Annotated in this window: 19 protein-coding genes and 1 pseudogene; 12 read left to right on the top strand and 8 right to left on the bottom strand. The window is 70.9% G+C overall.

Annotated elements, in window-relative coordinates:
* The first annotated feature begins 62 nt into the window (after positions 1-62).
* Complete coding sequence (locus tag EV371_RS13915; protein WP_130465891.1) at positions 63-1,223, top strand: lysylphosphatidylglycerol synthase transmembrane domain-containing protein; 1,161 nt, start codon at positions 63-65, stop codon at positions 1,221-1,223.
* A 62-nt stretch (positions 1,224-1,285) separates the two neighbouring features.
* Here the strand turns inward: EV371_RS13915 and EV371_RS13910 are convergent, their stop codons facing one another.
* Positions 1,286-1,978, bottom strand: a complete 693-nt coding sequence (locus EV371_RS13910; protein ID WP_130462420.1) for a dihydrofolate reductase family protein — start codon at positions 1,976-1,978, stop codon at positions 1,286-1,288.
* Between the two features lie 224 nt (positions 1,979-2,202).
* Between EV371_RS13910 and EV371_RS13905 the strand changes: the two genes are divergently transcribed.
* The 5 genes and pseudogenes from EV371_RS13905 to EV371_RS13885 form a co-directional block, all read left to right on the top strand.
* The gene (locus EV371_RS13905; RefSeq protein WP_130462419.1) at positions 2,203-2,928 is read left to right on the top strand and encodes a GTP cyclohydrolase II; all 726 of its coding nucleotides are present in this window, start codon (positions 2,203-2,205) and stop codon (positions 2,926-2,928) included.
* A 141-nt stretch (positions 2,929-3,069) separates the two neighbouring features.
* A complete protein-coding gene (locus EV371_RS13900) occupies positions 3,070-4,050 on the top strand; it encodes an acetylxylan esterase (protein WP_130462418.1) in 981 nt (326 codons plus the stop codon).
* Entirely contained in the window at positions 4,037-4,483 is a 447-nt protein-coding gene (locus EV371_RS13895; protein ID WP_130462417.1) for a hypothetical protein, read from the top strand. Before EV371_RS13900 ends, EV371_RS13895 begins: the two co-directional genes overlap by 14 nt.
* Positions 4,365-4,625 (top strand): WhiB family transcriptional regulator, encoded by a 261-nt coding sequence (locus EV371_RS13890; protein WP_486484602.1) that lies wholly within the window; start codon positions 4,365-4,367, stop codon positions 4,623-4,625. The genes EV371_RS13895 and EV371_RS13890 overlap by 119 nt, the downstream gene beginning before the upstream one ends.
* A 52-nt stretch (positions 4,626-4,677) precedes the next feature.
* Positions 4,678-4,803 (top strand): annotated as a pseudogene (locus tag EV371_RS13885) (helix-turn-helix domain-containing protein); the annotation flags it as partial.
* 58 nt (positions 4,804-4,861) lie between these two features.
* Here the strand turns inward: EV371_RS13885 and EV371_RS13880 are convergent.
* From EV371_RS13880 to EV371_RS13865, 4 genes are all read right to left on the bottom strand, one after another.
* On the bottom strand, positions 4,862-5,557 hold the full coding sequence (locus EV371_RS13880; protein WP_130462415.1) for a hypothetical protein: 696 nt from the start codon (positions 5,555-5,557) through the stop codon (positions 4,862-4,864).
* A gap of 87 nt (positions 5,558-5,644) precedes the next feature.
* The gene (locus EV371_RS13875; protein ID WP_130462414.1) at positions 5,645-6,253 is read right to left on the bottom strand and encodes a matrixin family metalloprotease; all 609 of its coding nucleotides are present in this window, start codon (positions 6,251-6,253) and stop codon (positions 5,645-5,647) included.
* A gap of 142 nt (positions 6,254-6,395) precedes the next feature.
* On the bottom strand, positions 6,396-6,689 hold the full coding sequence (locus EV371_RS13870) for a hypothetical protein (RefSeq protein ID WP_130462413.1): 294 nt from the start codon (positions 6,687-6,689) through the stop codon (positions 6,396-6,398).
* A 3-nt stretch (positions 6,690-6,692) separates the two neighbouring features.
* Complete coding sequence (locus EV371_RS13865) at positions 6,693-7,097, bottom strand: hypothetical protein (protein ID WP_130462412.1); 405 nt, start codon at positions 7,095-7,097, stop codon at positions 6,693-6,695.
* Between the two features lie 260 nt (positions 7,098-7,357).
* Here EV371_RS13865 and EV371_RS13860 point away from each other — a divergent pair, with 260 nt between their 5' ends.
* Both EV371_RS13860 and EV371_RS13855 read left to right on the top strand, forming a co-directional pair.
* Positions 7,358-8,146 (top strand): Scr1 family TA system antitoxin-like transcriptional regulator, encoded by a 789-nt coding sequence (locus EV371_RS13860; protein ID WP_165436683.1) that lies wholly within the window; start codon positions 7,358-7,360, stop codon positions 8,144-8,146.
* The gene (locus EV371_RS13855) at positions 8,133-8,324 is read left to right on the top strand and encodes a DUF397 domain-containing protein (RefSeq protein WP_130462410.1); all 192 of its coding nucleotides are present in this window, start codon (positions 8,133-8,135) and stop codon (positions 8,322-8,324) included. Before EV371_RS13860 ends, EV371_RS13855 begins: the two co-directional genes overlap by 14 nt.
* Before the next feature lie 99 nt (positions 8,325-8,423).
* On the opposite strand, the gene EV371_RS13850 is transcribed toward EV371_RS13855, so the two are convergent.
* Complete coding sequence (locus tag EV371_RS13850; RefSeq protein WP_130462409.1) at positions 8,424-8,630, bottom strand: hypothetical protein; 207 nt, start codon at positions 8,628-8,630, stop codon at positions 8,424-8,426.
* Positions 8,631-8,692: 62 nt separating this feature from the next.
* On the opposite strand from EV371_RS13850, the gene EV371_RS13845 reads away from it, so the two are divergent.
* The 3 genes from EV371_RS13845 (at position 8,693) to EV371_RS13835 (ending at position 12,268) form a co-directional block, all read left to right on the top strand.
* Positions 8,693-10,324, top strand: coding sequence for a S8 family peptidase (locus tag EV371_RS13845; RefSeq protein ID WP_130462408.1), 1,632 nt, complete (start codon positions 8,693-8,695; stop codon positions 10,322-10,324).
* Between the two features lie 25 nt (positions 10,325-10,349).
* Positions 10,350-11,615, top strand: coding sequence for a hypothetical protein (locus EV371_RS13840; protein WP_130462407.1), 1,266 nt, complete (start codon positions 10,350-10,352; stop codon positions 11,613-11,615).
* Positions 11,616-11,806: 191 nt separating this feature from the next.
* The gene (locus EV371_RS13835; protein WP_486484601.1) at positions 11,807-12,268 is read left to right on the top strand and encodes an ATP-binding protein; all 462 of its coding nucleotides are present in this window, start codon (positions 11,807-11,809) and stop codon (positions 12,266-12,268) included.
* Between the two features lie 164 nt (positions 12,269-12,432).
* On the opposite strand, the gene EV371_RS13830 is transcribed toward EV371_RS13835, so the two are convergent.
* Complete coding sequence (locus EV371_RS13830) at positions 12,433-18,681, bottom strand: RHS repeat-associated core domain-containing protein (protein ID WP_130462405.1); 6,249 nt, start codon at positions 18,679-18,681, stop codon at positions 12,433-12,435.
* 261 nt (positions 18,682-18,942) lie between these two features.
* Between EV371_RS13830 and EV371_RS13825 the strand changes: the two genes are divergently transcribed.
* Positions 18,943-20,190: a phosphodiester glycosidase family protein gene (locus EV371_RS13825; protein ID WP_207230477.1), complete on the top strand. Its 1,248-nt coding sequence runs from the start codon at positions 18,943-18,945 to the stop codon at positions 20,188-20,190.
* Positions 20,191-20,254: 64 nt separating this feature from the next.
* Here the strand turns inward: EV371_RS13825 and fusA are convergent, their stop codons facing one another.
* Positions 20,255-22,357, bottom strand: a complete 2,103-nt coding sequence (fusA, locus tag EV371_RS13820) for an elongation factor G (RefSeq protein WP_130462404.1) — start codon at positions 22,355-22,357, stop codon at positions 20,255-20,257.
* Positions 22,358-22,515: the final 158 nt, after the last annotated feature.

Raw genomic sequence — 22,515 nt, 5'->3', positions numbered from 1 at the left:
GGCTGGCGGATGTGCGGGGCGAGGACGGCACGGCGGAGAGTTCCGGCGGACCGGGCGGCGTCGTGAGGCGTACCTTCTGGGCCTGGGCGCGGCTGCTCGGCGGTGCCGCCATCCTCGGCTTCCTGGTGTGGCGGCTCGGCACCGGAGCGTTCCTGGACGGGCTGCGGGTGATCGATGTCGGCACCCTGCTCGCCGCGCTCGGGATCGGGTTGCTGACCACGGTGTTCAGCGCCTGGCGCTGGTGCCTGGTCGCCCGGGGCCTCGGCATCCGGCTGCCGCTGGGCCGGGCGGTCGCCGACTACTACCGGGGGCTCTTCCTCAACGCGGCCCTGCCGGGTGGCGTGCTCGGGGACGTGCACCGGGCGGTCCGGCACGGCAGGGATGTGCAGGACGTGGGCCGGGGCGTCCGGGCCGTGGTGCTGGAACGCTGCGCCGGGCAGGTCGTGCTGGTCACCGTCGGGGCGCTGGCGCTGCTGCTCGCCGCTCCCGTCCCGCTGCCGGCAGCAGCCGGCCCGACCGGGCGGCTGGTGGCCGTCGTCCTGGGCACGGCCCTGGTACTCGCTGTCGCCGGCTGGCTCGTCCTGCGGTCGCGACGGCGGCTCGACCGGCACCTCCGGCGGGGCCGTTCCGTCCCGGCCGGCGCCCCGGACTCGGCGTCCGGCGGCGAGGACCGGGGTTCGGCCCGACCCGGGGCCTCGCGGTGGGTTCGGGCGTACCGGACGGGCGTCTCCGACGTACGGCTCGGGCTGCTCGCCCGGAACAGTTGGCCCGGGGTCGCGCTCTCGTCCGCCGTGGTGCTCGCCGGGCACCTCGGCACGTTCGTCGTCGCGGCCCGGGCCGCCGGTTCGTCGGCGCCACTCACCCGGCTCCTACCCCTGATGCTGCTGGCCCTGATCGCGATGGCGTTGCCGCTGAACGTCGGCGGCTGGGGGCCCCGGGAGGGCGTCACCGCCTGGGCGTTCGGGGCTGCCGGGCTGGGCGCCTCGCTCGGCCTCACCGTCGCCGTGGTGTACGGGGTACTCGCCTTCGTCGCCAGCCTGCCCGGAGCCGCGGTGCTGGTCGCCCGCTGGGTCGGCGGGCTCCACGCCACCGGGACCTCCGCCACCGGGACCTCCGCCACCGGGACCTCCGCCACCGGGACCTCCGTCACCGGGACCTCTGTCACCGGGGCGGCCGTCGCGTCGGCGACGCCCCGGCTCCGGCTACCCCGAGCGGTCGCGTGAGCGGCGGCGGGACCCGCCGCCCGCCCTTCCCCGCCCCGGCCGACCCGGCGGGTATGCCTCGATCACGTCTCGGCGAACCGTTCCGAGAGGGCGTAGCGCAACAGCACCACGTCGCCGATCTGGCAGACCTCGGCCAGCTCCGCCCGGCGGTCCGGTCCCCACGGAAACCGGCCATCGTTGACGAAACGCGGCGCCCGGGAGTCACCGACGAAGAACGGTGCGATCACCAACTGCAACTCGTCGGCGAGGCCGGCGGTGAGGAACTGGGTGTGTATCGTCCCGCCACCCTCGACCATCAACCGAGCCACGCCCCGGGCGTGCAGGTCGGCCAGTACCAGTTCGAGGTCGACGGGATCGCCGCTGTCCACCACGGTCGCCACCTCGCCGAGACGCTTGCGGGCCTCGTCCAGGCTGGCGCTCGCGCAGTAGACGAGCTTGTCGATCTCGCCGGTGACGAAGAACCGGGCGGTCGGGTCCAGGTCGGCTCGGCCGGTCACGGTCACCTTCACCGGGGTGGGTCGCAGCCCCCGGGCCACCCGCTCGGCCCTGCGCTGCGGCGACCGGACCAGCAGGCGCGGATTGTCCTGCCGGACCGTACCGGCGCCGACCAGGATCGCGTCGCACTCGGCTCGTACCGCGTCGACCCGGTCGAAATCGGCGTCGTTGGAGAGCAGCAGCCGGGTACCGCTGGCGTTGTCCAGGTAGCCGTCGATTGACATGCCGCAGCTGAGCAGTACGTACGGCCGGTCGCCCACTTGTCGCACCTCTCCGTCGATGAACAGCCCACGCGGTGGGTCAGTCTTCCGCATCGTCGGCGCCCGTCCCCGCCGGCCTCGCCCCGGCGCCGACCGGCCCGCGTCGGATGACCCCGCGTCGGGTACCAGCCTCCACGCTCTGTCTGCGCGCGGGCGGGCAGACCCCCGAGAGAGGCACTCTAGATCTTCAGGGCGTACGCACCCGACTCCAAGAGGGAGAACTGATGCCGCACACACCGCCCCAGGTAACCACCGCCGAAGCACCCGAAACGCTGGCCGCGCCGGAAACGCTGGCCGCGCCGGGGCCGGTTCCGGCCGCCACCGTACGCCGGCAGGTGACCGTACCGCTCCGCTTCGCCGACGGCTACACCGCGACCGCGCGCGTCTTCACCTTCGACGGGCTGGTGGACGGCCGGGAGCACCTCGCCCTCGGCCTGGGCGACTGGCGGGACAGGCTCGGCCGGTCCGCCGACGGCATGCCGGCACCCCTGGTGCGGCCGCACAGCGAGTGCATGACCGGCGACGTGTTCGGCAGCCAGCGGTGCGACTGCGGCCCGCAACTGCGCGAGGCGGTCCAGCGGATCAGCGACCGCGGTGGCTTCCTGCTCTACCTGCGGCAGGAGGGCCGGGGCATCGGGCTGTACGCGAAGCTCGACGCGTACGCGCTGCAGGACGTGGGGCTGGACACCTACGAGGCCAACCTGGCACTCGGGCATGGCGAGGACGAGCGGGACTACACCGTCGCCGCGCAGATGCTCCGTACGCTCGGCGCCGACCGGATCGCACTGCTGAGCAACAACCCCGACAAGGCAGAGCAACTCGGCCGGCTCGGCGTGCAGGTCACCGAACGGGTTCCCACCGGGGTGCACCTCTCCCCCGCCAACGCCCGATACCTGCAGACGAAGGCCCACCACACCGCGCACACCATCGAGCTGCCACTCGCCGACTGAGCGGCGAACCGGGACGTGCGCCACCGGCACGTCGGGGCCACCGGTCCGGGCGCTACCCTCCGGCTTCGGGACCCCCGGCTCGCGGCCGGGGCCGCTCGCCGGGCTGCACCCTCCAGCCCGCGACGACGAGAGGAGACGGGCATGCTTGTCGACTGGCCACTGGATCGGTTGCGCGACTACCGGCCGGAGCGCGATGAACCGGCCGACTTCGACGCCTTCTGGGCCAACACGCTCGCCCAGGCCCGCGAGGTCGGCACGCCGGCGAAGTTCGAGCCGTACGACGCGAATCTCTCCACCGTGGAGGTTTACGACGTCACCTTCTCCGGTTTCGCCGGCCAGCCCGTACGCGGGTGGTTCCTGCTCCCCCGGCACCGTACCGGCCGGCTGCCCTGCGTCGTGGAGTACATCGGGTACGGCGGCGGGCGCGGACTGCCGCACGAGTGGCTCGCCTGGAGCGCCGCCGGCTACGCCCACCTGGTGATGGACACCCGGGGCCAGGGCAGCAACGGTTACCTGGTCGGCGACACCCCGGACCCGGACCCGGTCGGCCTGCCGCAGACTCCCGGCTTCATGACTCGCGGGCTCGGCGATCCGTCGTCGTACTACTACCGCCGGCTCTTCACCGACGCGGTCCGGGCCGTGGAGACCGCCCGGGAGCACCCCCGGGTCGATCCCGAGCGGGTGGTGGTGGCCGGCACCAGCCAGGGTGGTGGGATCAGCATCGCCGTCTCCGGCCTGGTCGACGGGCTCGCGGCGGTGATGCCGAACGTACCGTTCCTCTGCCACTACCGGCGGGCCACCGAGATCACCGACGCCTCGCCGTACCAGGAGTTGGTGACGTACCTGCGGACCCACCGGCACGACGTCGAGCGGGTCTTCCACACTCTCAGCTACTTCGACGGGGTCAACTTCGCCAGCCGGGCCACCGCCCCGGCGCTCTTCTCCGTCGCCCTGATGGACGCGGTCTGCCCGCCGTCGACGGTCTACGCCGCGTTCAACCACTACGGGGGCACGGAGAAGGAGATCACGGTGTGGCCGTACAACGGGCACGAGGGTGGAGCCGGTTTCCAGTTTCCCCGACAGGCAGACCTGCTCCGACGGCTCTTCGGTGCACAGGGCTAGCCCGGGGCGGAAGGTCGGCACGCCGGAGGTCGGCTACGGCGCCGCCTTCGACCGGCTCTTCGCGCGGGGTCGCGCCGCGCTGCTGGCCGGTACGAACCACTGCGACTCCCCGCCGGTCGACGGTGGCCGGTGGGGGCTGTCGGTGGTGCTGCCACCGGATCCGGCGTGCGCCGCCCGGCTCGCCGTCGAACTCGGCGAGGACGCCTGGTTCGAGGCCGACTTCGCCCGGGACATCTGGTACGCCACCCTGGTGCACTTCACCGCGCCGCTGCGCGATCCGGTCGCCCTGGTCGACTGGGTGGCCGCGCGGCGCGGTGCCGACCTCGGTGACGCGGTCGTCAACGCGGCCGAACTGCTGCGCTTCCGGTTCAACGGGCGCCAGCCGGTACGGGTGCCGCTGGCCAGCGCGCCGTTCGGCGCCGGTACCGGATAGCCCGCCCGGCCCGGCCCCGCCGACCGGAGCGGCTCGCTCTCTGTGTGCGGACTGCCCGATCAAGACGCGGTGCCGGGAGTACGCCCGGGAGGCCGGAGAGGAATACGGGGTGTGGGGCGGGGAAGGGCCGGTAGAGCGGTGATGCGGCGCCGCCACCGGGCGGTAGCGGTCCGACCGAGCCGGAGCGGAACGCGCGGATTGTCGAGCTGCGGGCCGCCGGGATGAGTCTCCGGGGGATCGCCGAACAGATGGGCATCAGCAAGGACACCGTTTGGGGGGGTGGTGGTCCGAAGCGCCACCGGGTAGCCCAGCCCGTGTAAACGACGCACCCCGGACCGCCGTTGCTGGCGACCCGGGGTGCTTTCGTATTCGGTTCGACTAGGCGACGCCACGCACCGCCGAGACCAGATCACTCAACCGGGCGTACCCCCGCGCCTCGGTGGCCATGTCGGACGCTCCCGGAAGCGTCTCGGCCAGCGGGGTTGCGACCGATTCCGCCCCTTGGATGAAGAGCCCTTGCGGATTCACCACCCGGAAGTAGTCGGCTTCCTCCGGGGTCGCCTCGTCCGTGCCCTGGCCGGGCGCCGGGTCACTCTTCTTTCGCAGCACCCATACCGCCTGGTGGCCGACCGGCATTGCCCCTTTCAGGTCAGCCAGCGTCACCCCATCGAACTCCACCGTCAGTTCGTCGGCGAACTGCGGCGCCAGCGTGCCAGCCAACACGGTTGGCCGGATGACTACGCCGATGTACGGATGATCTCCCCCCTCGGTGCGAAGCACGCGCGTCTCCGTCACCCGAAGAACGGTGCCGACGACTACCACGGACGCCGCCCGTACGCCCTGAGCCAGGGTCCGGTAGTGCTCGACGAAGAGCCCTTCAAACCGGAACGAGCCGTAGAACGCTTCCGCCTTCCGGTCGTACGCGTCCAGGACCGCACCCTCCGCTGTCGCCGCCGAGTCTGCGACCGTCGCCCGGCTCGGTTGACCCGCTTCCTTGGCGCACGCCGCCAGCGGCGCGACCACCGCGACCGCGCTCACGAGTGCCACCAGGCCCCCAATCCGTAACGTCTTCATGAATTGACCCTTTCCCTGACGTACCTACATGATTCGACGCGCCATCTCGCCGGCCGGCTCCCGGCCGGGCGGGACGATTTCGGGGGATCAGTAGTGGCCGTTGATGTGCGCCCGGTCGTGCGCGTTCAACGTCTCCGGGTAGCTACCCACGTTGTTCATGCAACTGGTCGTGTCGGTTGCGTGCCGGAGCCCGACCGTGTGCCCGATCTCGTGACATGCGGTTGCGCGCCGGTTCGCCTCGGCGCTGAAATAGGTTGCGTACGACGCGTTGTACTTGAGCGTCTGCCCTCGACACCACCGGTTCGGATGCGACCCGCCCGTCCCCGTGTTGTTGGTCGGACAATCGACGCGCGCATACCACCCGTTGACGCCATAGGGCTCATCCTGAACGAGTACATCCGGGTAGCTGTCGGAGCCGTCGGTGTAGGCAACCAGGTCAGTCGGGTTGTACTGGTTGTCGCGCGCCCACCCGTGGGACGACTGCATCCCATTGATGTCTTCATCGCCAATCCAGTTGATCACGTGATAGATGTTGTTGGCGACGCTGACGCAAGCGGTCGTTGACCCTGTGTCGCAGATCGACCCGAAGTTGGTTGCGTGTGCCGGTGGTGCGACCACCACAGCGCCGAGCGGGAGCGCCAGAACCAGGGCGCCGAGCGCCGCGACTCTCCGCGCGACTGAGGTTGGACTGATCACGGGGACTCCAATCCGTGAGGGGAGGGAAGTCGAGCGATCCGAGGCGGACCGTTCGACCAGCGCGCCCGGCCCCGGCCGTCGTCGTGGGGGAAGTGAGCGGGTTGACGACGAACCGGGGCCGAGCCGCCGGCCCACGGGACGCTCAGTGGCGCCGGGGAACCCAGTAGAGGATCTGGCCGACGATCATCGCGGGGTGTCGATCGGGCAACGCCTCCAGGGCGTTCGCCAGGTGTGCAGCGAGGTACACCATGAGCCCCACCCGGTCACCCCCGAAGCCGACCAGCAGTGCCCGCCGCGCGTCCGAGCAGGGCCAATCGTGCTCGCACTCCCGGCAGGCGTACCGGTCCCCGGGAAGGTGTTGCCCGGGCGCCTTGGCCGCTTCCGCCGCCGCGCGTCGCCGCGCGGCCCGTGCCCAGCGCTCCCACGGCCCGATCACCGGTCAGACCCGTTCGTGTTCGTTGTGCCGGGCGCGCTCCTCCCCGGCCGGGGTGAGGTGACCGGGCCGCCCGTACTGCCACGTAGGCCACTCCCGGGTGGGGCCGTTCCATCCGTCGTGTCGGCTGTTCGGGCGTGGGGGTGTGGGTCGGGGTGGCGGGGGTGGGGGCGGGGGGTTCGGCACCGGTACCGGGTCCATCCAGGCCCGGGACTCCCGGGCGATCTTCGCCTCGGTCGTAGCGGTCCGGACCGCCCGCCGGAAGGCGTGCCGGCCGATCGGCCCCACCTCCGGGGCGTACGGCCGGAGCACCAGCTCGATCGAGTCCGGACAGCGCCAGCGGAAGCCGCATCGGCAGTACAGCCAGAGTCGCCACCAGGCCCGGCGGTGCGCATTACGTATCCGTCTCATGTGTTGCCCTCCCGTTCTGGCAGACAAGGGGAGGGGCGGCGCCATGGCTCCAGTTCCAGCACCGCCCCCGTTGACGGAGGGGGCCCACCCAACGGGGCAGAAGGGGAACCCGCCCCGAGGCGTCTGGGTGGGTCCGGGTTGCGAGCCACGTACCCTCCGTCGACATCCACCCTGGACTGTGACGGCGCGGTGACGGAAGATGAGCGGGGTGACTGTCCGATGATGGCGGGCCGCCCGTTTGACCACCCGGGGTGATAATCGTGAATGACCAACCGGCGTCGCTTCCGGCCCGCCTTCGGGAGCTGCGCACTGGACGGAAGCTGTCTCAGGAACGGCTGGCCGCTGCCGTCGGCGTGGCGAAGGCGACCGTTCAGGCTTTCGAGTCGGGGAAGCTGATACCGCAGGAAGGCACAGCGCAGCGCCTTGACGAGGTGTTCGGCACCGGCAACGAGCTTCAAGGGCTGGCGCGGACTGCGCACGAAGACTTGCGCCCATGGCTGCGCCCGTGGGTCGAGAACGAGCGCCGGGCAATCCTACTGCGATCTTGGCAACCGCTTGTGATTCCGGCGCCGCTACAGCGCGAAGCGTATATGCGAGAGATGTTCGCGGCCGTCCCCTCGAACGCGGGGAGGGTAGAGGATCTAGTCGCGGATCGGCTGGCCCGGCAAGCGACCGTCCTGGACCGTGATCCGCCGGTGACGATCTCGTGCATCATCGCGGAATTCGCGCTTCGTCGCGGTTCGCGCGACGTGATGAAAGATCAGCTCGGGTACCTCGCCGACATCGGACACAAGCCAACCGTGACGGTGCGTGTGCTCCCGGATGCCCTCGGAGGGCTGCACGCTGGCCTAGGCGGTCCGATCTCGATAGCGACCCTGGCCGACGGCCGGCGAGTCTCATACCTGGATGACCAGCTACAGGGCAAGGTGGCAACCTCGGCACGGGATGTCGGGGAGTTAGAGCTATCGTGGGAGGCGATCAACGGCCTGGCGATGGCGGCCGACCAGAGCAGAGACCTAATCTTGGAGCTACTGAATGAACACAAGTGACGCCCCAGCCTGGCGGAAGTCCACGCGTTCCGGTGGAGACTCAAACTGCGTAGAGGTTGCCGACAACCTTCCCGGCCGGGTACTCGTCCGGGACACCAAGGACCGGGACGGCGGAACGCTGGCGTTCGCCCCGGAGAGTTGGCGAGCCTTCGTCACCCTGGCGAAGTCGCACGGCTGACGGACCGGCCGTACACAGCCCTGAAACGACGAAAAGCCCCGGCCCATGGGTAAACCATGGGTCCGGGGCGTCTTCGTCTTCTGGCGTGTGCTCAGTGGGTCAGGTGACCCGGGGGATGAACTGGGTGGAGTCGTCGGCGGACAGGTCCGCCAGGTACGCGGCCTCCCCGGTCTCCTCGGGGGTCGGAGGCGCCATCGCTAGCACCTCCTCGACGGCCGCCTCAGCCTGGCCGGCCGGAGTCACCCTCGCTCGGCTCACCAGGGTCAGCGCCGTCAGGATCAGCCCGACCAGCACTGTCAGATCCACGTCCGCCGCTTTCCTCCGGCCATCCGTGCGCAAGGATGGTCTGGAATTCACGGGAGGAATCGATGGACTCCGACAGCGTCGACCCTGGCCGCCCGGCGGAGCCGCTGCCCGCCGAGTTCGGCTCGACCGAACGGAACGCCGACGGCGGCGACCGGGCCAGCCCACTGTCGCCGGTGCCCACCTCGCCCAACCTGGTCACCGACTCGGTCATCGCCCGACCGTTGCAGGAGCGGATGCGGTCCTCGGGCGAGGAGCCGATCGGCGTGGTGATCGAGCTGCGTACCCGCCATCTGGGCGGGGTGCGCGGGGCGCAGGCCCGGATCCGGGAGCTGATCCGGGAGGTCGCCGGTGTCGAGACGCCGGTCTGGCCGATCGGCTCGTACGTCAGCAGCGCCCTGACCGCCGCACAGATCCGCGCCCTGGTGGCCGCCGACGCCGAGGAGGCCGAGGAGGTCGCCCAGGAGCAGGCGGAGGCCGGAATGGCGGAGCAGGACCCAGGCTCCGGCCAGGCCCCCGAGGAGCCGTCGGCGTCGACGGTCGGCGCCGGGCCCGCCCCACGGTCGGCGATCCACCGGATCTGGCCCAACTTCGAGGTCCAGCCGCTCATCCACCGCTCCGTGGTGACCACCAAGTGCCAGGCGGCGCACCGCGCCTTCAACGCGTACGGCCAGGACATCGTCTGGGCGGTGCTCGACTCCGGCATCGACGAGGGGCACGCGCACTTCCATCGGCACGGCAACCTGGCGCTGACCCCGCCGCTGGCGCACCGCTCGTTCATCGGGGACAGCGACGCCGAGGCGACGAGGGACCTGGCCGGGCACGGCACGCACGTGGCCGGGATCCTGGCCGGTGAGCAGATCGTCGGCGAGAACGAGAGTCCGCTGACCGCCGCCGCCTTCTACCAGCCGGACGTGGGGGACCTGCGTACCGAGCGGATGCACCTGCGCGCGGTCAGCGGGATGGCGCCGCGTTGCCGGCTGCTCTCCTGCAAGATCCTCCGGGACGACGGCTCCGGCGACATGGCGGCGGTGCTGGCCGCGCTGGAGTACATCCAGGAACTCAACGACTACGGCCGGGAGCTCCTGGTGCACGGGGTCAACCTGTCGGTGGGCTATCCGTTCGACCCGACCTGGTTCGCCACCGGTCTCAGCCCGATCTGCCGGGAGGTCGACCGGCTGGTACAGTCCGGCGTGGTCGTGGTGGCGGCGGCCGGCAACACCGGGTACGGCTACGTCATCGACGCCGGTGGCCGGCGGATGCGTACGGCGTTCGACCTGACCATCAACGACCCGGGCAACGCCGAACTGGCGATCACGGTCGGCGCCACCTCCTGCCGGCCGCACGCCTCCGGCGTCTCCTACTTCTCCTCCAAGGGCCCCACCGGGGACGGTCGGGCCAAGCCGGACCTGGTGGCGCCCGGCGAGCGGGTGATCAGCGCCGGTGCCGGCCGACTGCTGGAGCAGGCGCTCAGCAGCGTGCCCGGCGCGACCTACGTGGAGAACTCCGGTACCTCGATGGCGGCACCGCACGTCTCGGGCGTGGCGGCCGCGTTCATGTCGGTGCACCAGGAGTTCATCGGCCGCCCGCACCGGGTCAAGCGGGCGCTGCTCGACTCCGCCACCGACCTCGGTCGGGACCCTTCGTTCCAGGGTCGCGGGCTCGTCGACGCGATGCGGGCCCTCCAGTCGGTCTGACCACTCGCTCCCGGATGAGGTGCAGATGCAGTTCCCGTACGCCGAGGTGGAGATCCGGTCCACCGGTGCGATCCACGACAACAACCAGCGGCGGGCCGCGGTGGAACTGGTCGCCGCCTGCGGCGCCACCGACGTACTCGTGCTCTGCCACGGCTGGAACAACGACATCCCGCAGGCCCGCCGCCTCTACCAGCGGCTCACCGACAACCTGGCGGCGGTGCGCCCGGCGGTACCCGGGGCGGAGTCCCGGACCCTGGCCGTGGTCGGCGCGCTCTGGCCGTCGATCCGCTGGTCGGACGAGGACGAGGTGGCCGGCGGCGGGGTCGCGGTCGGCGACGAGGCGGTCGCGCTGATCGGGGCCATCGCGACCCGGGTCGAGGACCCGGCCCGGGCAGCCCTGCTGACCCGGCTGGTGCCGAGGCTCGCGGACTCGGCCGAGGCCCGGCAGCGCTTCCTCGACGCCCTGCGGGAGCAGATCCCACCCGGGCCGGCCGAGCCGTTCTCCGGCGCTGTGGGGGTGGACGAGGATCCGCCGCCGGCGGCGCTGCTGCACGGAGACGCGGAGACGGTCTTCGAGGCGGTTGGCGGCCCCGAGGTCGACTTCGGGCGACCGGAGCGGACCGGCGGCGCGGCCGGCTTCGGCTTCGACCTGGACAGCGTGCTGGCCAAGGCGCGCGGGGTGTTGAACGTGACCACCTACTACACGATGAAGGACCGGGCCGGGAAGGTCGGCTCCGGCGGCATCGCCACGCTGCTGTCCGAGCTGGCCCGGGCATCCGCGTCGGGCGTACGGCTGCACCTGGCCGGTCACTCGTTCGGCGCCCGGGCGCTGGCCGCCGCCGCGGTGCGGCACCCCCGGCTGCACTCCTGCACTCTGCTGCAGGGCGCGTTCAGCCACCACGCCTTCGCGGTGAACTTCAACGGTCGGGGCGAGAACGGGCTGTTCCGGTCGCTACTGGCCGATCGGCAGATGACCGGACCGATGTTGGTCACGCACACCGTCAACGACCGGGCGGTCGGCCTGGCGTACGCGGCGGCGTCCCGGCTCGCCCGGCAGGCCGGCGCCGGGCTGGGCGACGCCAACGACCCGTACGGCGGAATCGGTCGAAACGGGGCGCTGAAGACACCCGAGGTGGTCCAGCCCTGCGTCGATCTGCTGGAGGTGGGCGGCGGCTACCAGTTCCGGCCGGGTCGGGTGTTCAACCTGAAAGCGGACAGGTTCATCCGCTCGCACGGCGACGTCAGCGGTCGACAGGTCGTCTACGCTCTGTACTCTGCGATCAGCAGCTGACGACCTGCGCCTCCCGCAGCGGCGGTGTCGAGCCCGCATCGGAAGCTCGAAACCCGGTCGTCTTTTTGATTGGCTCGGCCACCGGTGGGTACGGTCCGCGCTGTACCCCTGACGGGTTCGGTGACCTTGGAGGCGCCATGACGGACGGTCCGTTGGACGATCAACGGACGGAGACACAGTATGGACCCCTGTTGCTCGAGGCGGACTTCGACGCGGAGCAGGTGGCCGACGTACGGCGGGCGCTGACCGAGTGCCTTCTCGGAGCCGGCCTGGGCGGGGATCGGCTGGACGACTTCGTGACGGCGGTCAACGAGGCGATGACCAACGCGGTCCGGCACGGCGGCGGCCGAGGAGAGCTGCGGTTCTGGCGGCGGCGGCACCTGGTCTGTGAGGTCCGGGACCACGGGAGCGGCTTCGGCGACCCGGTGCCGGCCATCCCCGCCAGCCGTCCCCGGCCGTCCGCCGGTGGCGGGATGGGGCTCTGGCTGGCCCACCAGCTCGCGGACTCGATCGAGGTGCGCAGCGGCACCGACGGTGTCCGGGTACGGCTGACCATGGCCGTCACGGATCCGGCCGACGTACCGCCGGCCCCCGGCTGGGGCGCGGCCGGCCCCGGCGGTCCGGGGCCGGCCTGGCCCGGCGACGCCGGGTAACCCCCGACCTGGTAACCAAACGGCTGAGTCCGCATAAGGGAGAACGCTGTGGTAGCCCGGGGTGGGATTCCCCCGGGCTACTCAGCGATCAGCCCCCGTCGCCACTCAACGGTCAGCCCCCGTCTGCTTCACCTCCGGCATCGCTCAGCGATCCGGGATAGGCCTTACCACCTGATCTCGCCGAAGATTCGCCTGGCTTGGACCACGGTGCCTCGCACGTTGCCTGTCAGGGTGCCGCCGGTCTGGACCAGATGACCCGCGACGTTTCCGTTGGTGACTGAACCGCCGATTTGGTGCAGGTTTCCGTAAACGTTGCCATTGACGGTGGCGTTGATCAGGGTCACGTTGCCGTAGACGTCGCCGTTCACTGTTCGGTTCATGATGACGCTGATGTTGCCCTTGCTCAGCGACACCAGTTTTTCGGCAGAACCGGCCGCCGCGCCAATGCCGCCGGCGCCGGCGGCCGAGCCGACACTCGCGGCGCCGGAGACGGCACCGACCACCGCCGTGCCGCCGGCTATCGTGGCCACACCTACGGCCGTTCGCCCGGCACCCCGGAGGATGTTGTCGATGATGTTGCGCTGCGGGTGCCCGGGATTGGTTCTCCGCTGCGGATCGCGGCGGATGTGCGGGGACTTCTTGGGCTCCGGGCGGCTCTTCTTCGGCCGCTTGGCGCTCTTCTTCCGACTATTCCCGTTATCCCCGCCCTCGTTCCATTTCTTCTCCTTTTTCCTGTTCTTGGTGGACTTTCTGGGCAGTTTCGCGGCCCGGGCCGCGATCTTCACCACCTTGTCCGCGACCCACCTCGCGCTCTTCACGGCCACGGTGATCCACTCTTTGACGAACTTGAAGACGATGCGGAGAACCTGATAGGAAATGAGCACGAGGCGCTCGATGCTCTTCACGATCTGTCCGAGTGGCGGGATCTTCTTGATCACCTCATAGGTTTTCCGCACCCAGCGCCAGACCCTCTCCCAGCGGTACTCGACGACCATCTTCACCCTCATCTTCTTCACCATGCGGGTGGAGATGACCCATCGCTCACCGTCGGGGTCGGCGTACGTCGCCGGGTTGTTGTTGGCGTAGGCGTAGCTGTTGAGTTGCTGCGGATCGGACAGGTCGACGATCGGGTCGACGGAGATGAACCGGCCCAGGGACGGGTCGTAGTCGCGGGCCCCGAGATGGACCAGCCCGGTGTCCGGGTCCGCGGTGCCACCGACGAAGCTCTTCTGACCGGGCCAGCCGGCCGGCGTGGCACCACGGGCCTCGCCGTACGGGGTGAACCGGCGCCGCTTCACCTCCTGGCTGGCGGCGTCGATGGCGATCTCCGGCGTGCCGTGGTGGTCCATCGCCAGCCAGTGCAGCTTGTCGTCGGCGGAGGTGCGTACGGCGACGGTGCGGCCGTTGAAGTTGTAGTAGCGGGTGCCGGTCACCGTGCCGTTCGGGGCCAGATGCAGCTCGGTCTCGCCGAGGTAGAGGGTGGTGCCGTTGGAGTCGCGGCGGATGAGCCGGTTGCCTCCGGCGTCGTAGAGGAAGCTGGTGGTGACGCCGTTCTTGGTGATGCTGGCGATGTTGCCTTCCGGGTCCCAGCTGATGGCCTGCTGGGCGGTGCCCTTCTTCCGGGTGGTCATGTTCCCGGCCGCGTCGTAGCCGAAGTCCTCGACCAGCTGGCTGCCGTCCGGGCCGGTGGTGGTCACCTTGCTGACCGCGTGCGGCTTCGGCTGTCCCGTCGCCGGGTAGGTGTAGGCGCTCGTGGTCTTGGTGCCGTTCGGGTTGGTGCGGGTTTCCGACGTACGGTTGCCGGTCTTGTCCAGGGCCCACGAGTGCCAGTACGGCGCCGGGCCGCCCAGCCCGGCGGCGGTCGGCGCCGCCGCACAGTCGCCGGAGCCCGGTGTCCACGCCTCGGTGGCCCGGCGCAGGTAGTCGTACCGGAAGCACTGGGTCTCCTCGGCGCCGGGCGCCCGCTCGGCGATCGACGTGACGTTACCGGCCTGGTCATACTTGAACGCCACGTCGGCGATCACCCCTGGTGCGGTGTCCCGCTCGACCACCGCACGGGAGAGCCGGTGGGTGCCGTACTCGTACCCGTACCCGAGCTTCACCGCCTTGCCGCCGGCCGACAGCCTCAGCTCGCGCACCTCACCGAACTGGGTGTAGGCGGTGCCCGTGACGTAGGTGTCCGCTCCGCTGAGGGTCACCGGCAGACCCAAGCGGTCGTAGCCGATGGCGAGACTCTCCTCCGGCAGCCCGCCAACCGCCGGTAGGCTGGCCGTCGCCACGTCGCCGTTCACCTTGAACGTGCTGGTGAACTCGTAGCTGCCGGCGAGGCCCTGCTCGTTGCGCGGAATGGTGTAGCGGGTGGCGGTCACCCGCCCGGCGGCATCCAGATCAGCCAGCGACGTCGTGTACTCGTTGCCGTCGACGTACCTGCTGGCGGAGGTCTGGTAGCCGAGGGCCGGCTTGCCGTTGACCGGCGTGTCGTAGGTCCAGCCGATCCGCTTGGGCCCGCTCGGTGATCCGTCGTGCGTTCCGGTCCGCCGGCCGAGGAGGTCGTAGGTGTGCGCCAGCTTCAGTTCGCGCGCGTCCTTCTCAGTGAGCAGTTCCCCGGCGTCGTCGTAGGTGTACTCGGTCACGCCCCGGTCCGGCTCCTCGGCCCGGGTCATGAAGCCCCGCAGGTCGTAGGAGTACCGCCACACGTTCCCGGCCGGGTCGGTGACGGCTTGCAGCTGCCCGCGCCGGTTGTAGGTGTACTTCGTCGCGTCGTACGGGCCGGTCGGGGCATTGCCATGGTACTGACGCAGCTCGACCAGCCGGCCCTCCGCGTCGTAGAGCTCGGTGGTCGGGGTATCCCCGTCCAACGGATCGGTGTCGTGCCGGTTGTGGGTGAAGGTGTGCGTGGTCCGCCACCGCTCCACCCCCTCGATACGGAAGATGACCTCCCTCGGTCGCTCGCTCTCGTCGTACACCGTCACGATCTGCGCCGGCACCCGGTCCTCGTCGGCTATGAGCACGGTCGGCCCGGGTGGAGCGTCGTTGTAGTAGGGGCCGTTCTCCTTGACCAGCAGGCCCCGTGAGTCGTAGACGGTGTCGGAGACGAGCCGGCCTCCGCCGGGCGCCGGTGCCTGGGTCTGGCGGGGCCGCATCAGCCCGTCGTAGAGCTCGTACTCGGTGTCGTAACCGCCGTCCGGCAGCAGCGTCCTGGTGGTGACCACGTTGGCCCCGTCGCGGCGCACCAGGTAGCTGTACTCCGCACTGGGGCTCTGCGTCGGGTCCCGGCCGGGAAGCCAGAGCTTGGCCAGCCGCCCGTGCGGGTCGTACCTCATCTCGGTCCGGCGCCCGTTTGCGTCCACGGTGGATCTTTCCAGCCCCCAGGCGGGCTCTAACGTGGTCGTACTCACGTGCCCGAGCGCGTTGGTGGCCTTGACCTGGGTGAGCGGTCCGCTGGTGGCGGGGGTGTACGCGACCGTCGAGCGGGCGCCCTTGGCGTCGATCGTCTCGGTCACCCGGCCGTGTACGTCGTACCGGGCCTGCACGACGGTGACATATCGTGGCACGTCGCCGGAGTAGCCGGACAGCTCCTCCACCTTGGTCAGGACGCCACGGGTCGGAACGGCGCCGAGGGTGGTGTTGTTGCCGTCGTAGTAGTAGCGGATGTCGACCATGGCGTGATCCGGGTACGTGGGGGTCTTGTCGCAACCGACGGTGACGGTCTGGATCCGGTACGGCGCGTCGATGATCCACGCGGACTCGTTCGACGCGTACCAGTAGCGGGTGCAGGTGTCGTCGTCCGGATCGTCCACGTCGCTGAGGTCGGTGACCTGGGTCAGCAGTCCGTCGTCGCTGTAGATGTGCTCCGCCCCGTTGGTCTGCCACTGGCCGGCACCGGTGGCCTTGCTCTGCCGTACCGCGGACTCCTCCAGCTGGTACGACCGGGTCGTGCCCCAGCTGCGGCTGCGCGTCGCGGTCGGCGCGGACAACCACGGGTCGACGGTCTCCTTTTCCTGCACCGCGTTACCGGCGCCGTAGGTGACGATCTCCCGTGCCGTGCCGGCGAGCGGGTCGGCGTCCGGAATGCCCTGTACCAGCACGTGCTTCGTGTCACCGGCGGCGGTCCGGTCGCCGTCCATGCCGCGGAAGTACAGCGACTCGGTGACGCTCTGGACACCGCCCGGACTGCCCTTGTGCATGCGGACCCGGTCGTAGCCGCGCCACTGCGACCAGGTCTTGTACTTGTCACCGACCATGCCGTCCCTGTCGTCGTAACGCCACGCCGGCTTACCCGGATACTCGATCCGGGTCACCGCCGGCAGCAGGCCGGTCGTGCGATCCGCCTCGGTCACCTGGGTCACGACGTACTTGTTGAACCAGTCCTCCCGATCCTTGGTTTCGCCCTCGGGGGTCCAGCGCACGGGATGGCAGCGTTTGTCGTTGTCGTCCGGCGTCGGCAGGTTCGACGGCGCGACGCACTCCTGCGGCGTGTACTCCACGGTGATCTCGCCGCCCGAGTCGAGGCTGATCTTCCTCATCCGCATCCAGTTCATCGGCGGGACGTAGTCGTTGCCGTCCACCCGGTTGTGCATCGGCACCCCGTCGAAGCTGATCTCCGGCAAGGTCAGCTCGTCACCCACGTGGCCCGTGTTGCGGATCGACGCCAGCCACATTCCGGCCCGGGTGCCGTCCCCGGGGTTCGGGTACGAGTGCGTCAACTCCCACGAGTCCACCGGCTGGTACGCCGAGCCGTTCCACACCTTCGTGGTGACCGTCTTCAGCCGGTTCTGGGTCCAGAACGTCGGAGTGAACTTGTTGTTGCAGTTCGTCTTGCTCGTGCACGCCTGGTTCCACGGCACGTCCGGCCAGTTGGCCGGCTGCGCCGACGTGCACGTCGTGCCGGGGATGCACCGGCCGGCCGTGGTGAACTCCACCCGGCCGACGGCCGGCGTCGTGTAGACCTCACCGTCCCGCTGCCCGTAGTCGATCCGCTTGAGGTAGCCACCGCGCACGTAGGATGACACCTTGGTCGCCGTGTTGTTGCGGGCGTAGTAGTTCGTCTCCTTCTCGTAGAACAGGCTCATCGTGTTGCCGTGCCGGTCGACGACGTAGTCCAGGTTCCACCGCCACGCCTGCGCCTCGCAGACCGAGGCGTCGAACGTCGACTTCCGGCACGGCTCGCCGGCGTGGTTGCCGTACACCGGAACCGTCCACACCGAGTTGGTGACCGGGTCCCCGCTCGTCCAGCCGGTTGTCAGCTTGTGCTTGCCGAAGTAGTACTGGGTGCCGCTCCGGCTGGTGATCCGCCAGTACTCGCCGTCGTTGTCGTCGTTGTCGCCGCCGGTCAGCAGCTCCACCTTCGACCCGTCGTCGAGGCGGGGCTTCCACGTCCCGGTCGCGTCGTCGCGGACCAGTTCGCCCCCGCGACCGTTCATCACCACGTACGCGTTACCGGCGCTCTTCGGCGCGGTGGTCGAGCTGTCCGAGGCCCAGCACAGGTCGCCGGTCTTGCGGCCGCTGTTGTTGCCGCCGGAGGTGTCGTCGGCGCAGGACTTGTACCGCCGCTCGATGTAGCCGCCCGGATCGAACTCGAACCCCTCACCCACCCAGGACGGCTGGTTGTTGGTCGACGACCCGCGGCCGTCCACGTTGCCGCTGGAGTAGGTCAGGCTCATCTGCGGCTCCGGCCCACCCAACCCGGGCGGCGCGTCCATCGGGTACTCCCAGGAGAAGTCGCCCGACGAGGTGCCCACCGACCACGTCGAGGACGGGGACAGCGTCGACGCCGCGTAGGAACCGGCGCCGGACGACGCGCCCGCCATCACCGCGTACAGTGCGCCGGCCCGGCCAGCGGGCACCGTCACGGTACCGGTGAGCCGACCCGAGCCGTTGTTGCGAGTGGGGATCGGCGTGGCGGCACATTCGGTGCGCTCCGGAGTGGACAACGCACATTCCGGTAGGGACACCAGGCGCAGCCGGACCGCCCAGTCACCGCCGTACGCGTTGGCGAAGCCGGAGTAGTCCACCTCCAGTCCGACCTGACCGCTGGCCGCCACCGCATCGGTGCGTCTCACCCGCAGCGGCAGCCGATCCTCCTGGCGCGGCAGCATCTCCACGGCGACCCGGCCGGGCGCCTTGGCGCCCCCGGACACCGAGACCGGGAGGCTGCCCGCCTTGACCGGACCGGTGCCCAGGGAGACCTCCGCCGCCCCGACGGACGGCCACGAGACCCTGGGCGTGGAGCGTAGCGCCAGCTTGTCGTCGAGCCCCGGGGCGGGTTTCGGCGCCGTCACGGACCTGCCCGGCACCGACGGTTCCCGGGCCAGCGACACCTCGGTCGCCTCGGAGCGCGACGGAGGTATCACAGCGACCATCGGGGCCACCATCACGGCTGCGGTCACCATGGCGATGTAGCGGGTACGCATGAGGGTCACGCTCCACTCGGCAGGTCGAACAGCTGGTCGATGGAGGGACGCCCAGGTGTCGCCCGCAGCGCCCTTTTCAGCCTTCTGGTGCCATCAACCACACGGCTAGGTAAGGGTCGCAGCGACCTGCACACCTTCTGCACACCGTGAGACTCGGCAACTCCCCACCCGCCCGCGGCCCGTCGATGTCTTGTTGACCTTGGTCGCCGCACCCGGAAGTGTGATCGGTGTTTCGCTGTCCCGATTCGGAAGGCACCGACATTGTTCAGATCCGACCGCTCCCACCGAGCCCGTAAGCTGCTTGCCTCGTCGGCTGTCGGCCTCACGCTGGCCCTGGTCGCCGGCGCCACCCCGGCCGTCGCGCATCCGTCCGCCGGTACCGCGCCGACGATCTCGACGGTGCCGGGCATCCTCGCACCCGGGGTGACCTACCGGGAGTTCACCCGGCCGACCGCCGGAGTCGAGGTGCCGCTCCATCTCGTCGAGGTGGATCTACGCAACCCGCTGGTCACGGTCGACCTGATCACGGCGGGTGCGGTCACGGCCCGGGAACCGATCTCCGAGCAGGCCGACGAACGACGGGCGATCGCCGCGGTGAACGGCGACTTCTTCAACATCAGCAACGCCCAGCCCGGGGTCGAGGTGACCGGATCAGCGGTCGGCCCGGCGATTTCCGGCGGGAACGACCTGAAGGCGGCCGTACCGAACGGGCAGCGGTTCGGCCCCGGGCTGCCACCGGGTACCGCCACCTCCGACGTCCTCGGGGTCGGGGTGGACCGGGTCGGCCGGCTCGCGCGGGTCGGCCTGACCGGCACCTTCTCGGCCGGCCGGGAACGTTTTCCGGTCACCGGCTTCAACCAGTACGCCCTGCCGATGGGCGGGGTCGGGGTCTTCGACAGCGACTGGGGCACCGTCTCCCGTAAGCGGTCCACCTGCGGCACCGACACCAATCGCGCCGCGCCGTGCAGCATCGACACGTACGAGCTGAGCGTCCGGCACGGCCGGGTGGTCCGGACCGGCACGGAGCCGGGTGCCGGGGCGATCGCCCGGGACACCGTGGTGCTGGTCGGCCGGGAGCAGGGCGCCGAGACGCTGCGCCAGTTCGAGGTCGGCGACCGGGTACGCGTCGACTACGACCTGGTGCCGGACACCCGGATGCCGTTCCGGTTCGCGGTCGGCGGGTTCCCGATCCTCCGGGACGGCGAGCCGCTGGCTGGGCTGGACGGACGGACCGCCGCCATCCGTACCGCCGCCGGGGTCAGCGCGGACGGTCGTCGCCTCTACCTGCTGGCCGTGGACGGCGCCGGCCCCGGCCTGACCATCCTCGACCTGGCGCTGACCCTGCGTGAGCTGGGCGCCGCCAGCGCGGTCAACCTCGACGGCGGCGGGTCCACCACCCTGGTCACCCGGACCGTGACCGAGCCCGCCGTCGAGGTTCGGAACCACCCGTCCGGCGGCGCGGAACGGCCGGTGCCGAACGGCATCGGAGTCTTCTCCCGGCTGGGCTGACCGGCGGCCAGCGCCGGCTCCGGATCGGCTCCCCACCCGCCTTCCTCCGGACGCTGGGCTCCGGTCAGCGTCGCGGCACCGCGTCGGCGACCGCGCCGGGCACCGGCTGGTAGCCGGCCGCCCGGGTGCTGAACGTGCCCCGCCCCTGGCTCCGGCTGCGCAGCCGGGTGGCGTAGCCGAACAGTTCGGCCAGCGGCACGGTCGCGGTGACCACCACGGTGCCGGCCCGGGTGGTCGAGCCGGCGACCCGGCCGCGCCGGGCCGCCAGGTCGCCCAGCACCGCACCGACGGCGTCCTCCGGAACGGTCACCGTCACCTCGACCACCGGTTCCAACAGGACCACCTCGCTGGCGGCCAGCGCCGCGCGCAGCGCGAGCCGGCCGGCGGTACGGAACGCCAGCTCCGAGGAGTCCTTGACGTGGGTGGCACCGTCGGTCAGGGTGACCCGCAGCCCGATCACCGGGTGGCCGCCGAAGGGCCCGTCGGCGAGCGCGTCCCGGCAGCCGGCCTCGACCGCCCGGACGTACTCCTTCGGGACCCGGCCACCGACGACCGTCGAGGCGAACTCGAACTCCGGTACCTCGCCACCGCCAGTCGTCGGGTCGGCGTCCAGGGGTGTCACGTCGAGCACGACGTGCGCCCACTGGCCCGCGCCGCCGTCCTGCTTGACGTGCCGGTACACCAGTCCGGAGACGCCACGCAGGACGGTCTCCCGGTACGCCACCTGCGGCCGGCCGACGACCACCTCCAGACCACGGTCCTGACGGATCTTCTCCACCGCCACCTCCAGGTGAAGTTCACCCATCCCGGAGAGCACGGTCTGGCCGGTCTCCGGGTCGGTCCGGACGGCCAGCGACGGATCCTCCTCGACCAGCCGGGCGAGTGCCGAGGCCAACCGTCCGGCGTCGGCGCTCCGGCGCGCCTCGACTGCGACCGAGACCACCGGGGCGGCGGCGGTCGGCGGTTCGAGCAGCAGCGGCGCCTCGGTGGCGCAGAGGGTCGCGCCGACCCGCGCCGACTTCAGCCCGACCACCGCGACGATGTCGCCGGCCACCGCCCGGTCCACCTCGGTGTGCCGATCGGCCTGGACCCGCAGGATCCGGCTGATCCGCTCGGTACGCCCGGTTCCGGCGTCCCGCACCACGCCTCCCTTCTCGACGGTGCCCGCGTAGATTCGCAGGTAACTCAGCCGACCCGTGCCGGTCGAGTTGACCTTGAACACCAGGGCGGTGAACGGCCCCGCCGGGTCGGCGGGCCGCTCCCGTGGCTCGCCGCCGGGGGTGCTGCCGCGCACCGCCGGAACGTCCAGCGGCGACGGCAGGTAGTCGACGACCGCGTCGAGCAGCGGCTCGATCCCCCGGTTCCGGTACGCAGAGCCGCAGAGCACCACCAGGCCGTCCCCGGTACGGGTCAGGTCCCGCAGCACGCTCCGAAGCGACTCGGCGGACAGCGTCGACCGTTCGCAGTACTCCTCCAGCGCGGCCGGATGCCGCTCGGCGACCGTCTCGACGAGCGCTCGGCGGCGCCGCTCCGCCTCCCCGCACATCTCGTCCGGTACCGGCCCCTCGACGGGACGCTCGGCGCCGTCGGCCCAGACCAGCGAGCGCATGGTGACCAGGTCCACCAGGCCGGTGAAGCCCTCCTCCCGGCCGATCGGCAACTGCACCACCAGCGGGGTGGTCCGGAGCCGGTCGCGGATCGACCGGACCGCCGCGTCCAGGTCGGCGCCGGCCCGGTCCAGCTTGTTGACGAAGGCGATCCGGGGTACGCCGTGCCGGTCGGCCTGCCGCCACACCGACTCGCTCTGCGGCTCGACTCCGGCGACACCGTCGAAGACCGCGATCGCGCCGTCGAGCACCCGCAGGGCCCGCTCCACCTCGTCGGCGAAGTCGACGTGTCCCGGGGTGTCGATCAGGTTGATCCGGTGTCCGGCCCACTCGCAGCTCACCGCGGCGGCGAAGATCGTGATGCCGCGGCGACGCTCCTGGGCGTCGAAGTCGGTGACGGTCGTCCCGGCGTGCACCTCGCCGCGCTTGTAGGTGGCTCCGGTGGCGTAGAGGATCCGCTCGGTGGTGGTGGTCTTGCCGGCGTCGACGTGGGCGAGGATGCCCAGGTTACGCAGCCGGAACAGGGAGTGGGAAACGGTACGGTGCAGCTCGGTACGCACGGCCGATGGCCTCTCTGGGTGGTCTGTCGACTCTGACGGCGCGATTCCTCCGGACGCGCCCGGCCGGTACCCGGCCAGGCGGATCTCCCCGAGCCAGCCGCGCCAGCGGCAGCCGTCAGCGGCCAGCCCGTCAGCAGCAGCCGACAGCGGCAACTGAC

It is taken from the genome of Plantactinospora sp. CNZ321 (assembly GCF_004217235.1).
This window is presented reverse-complemented; position numbering and strand designations above follow the sequence as displayed.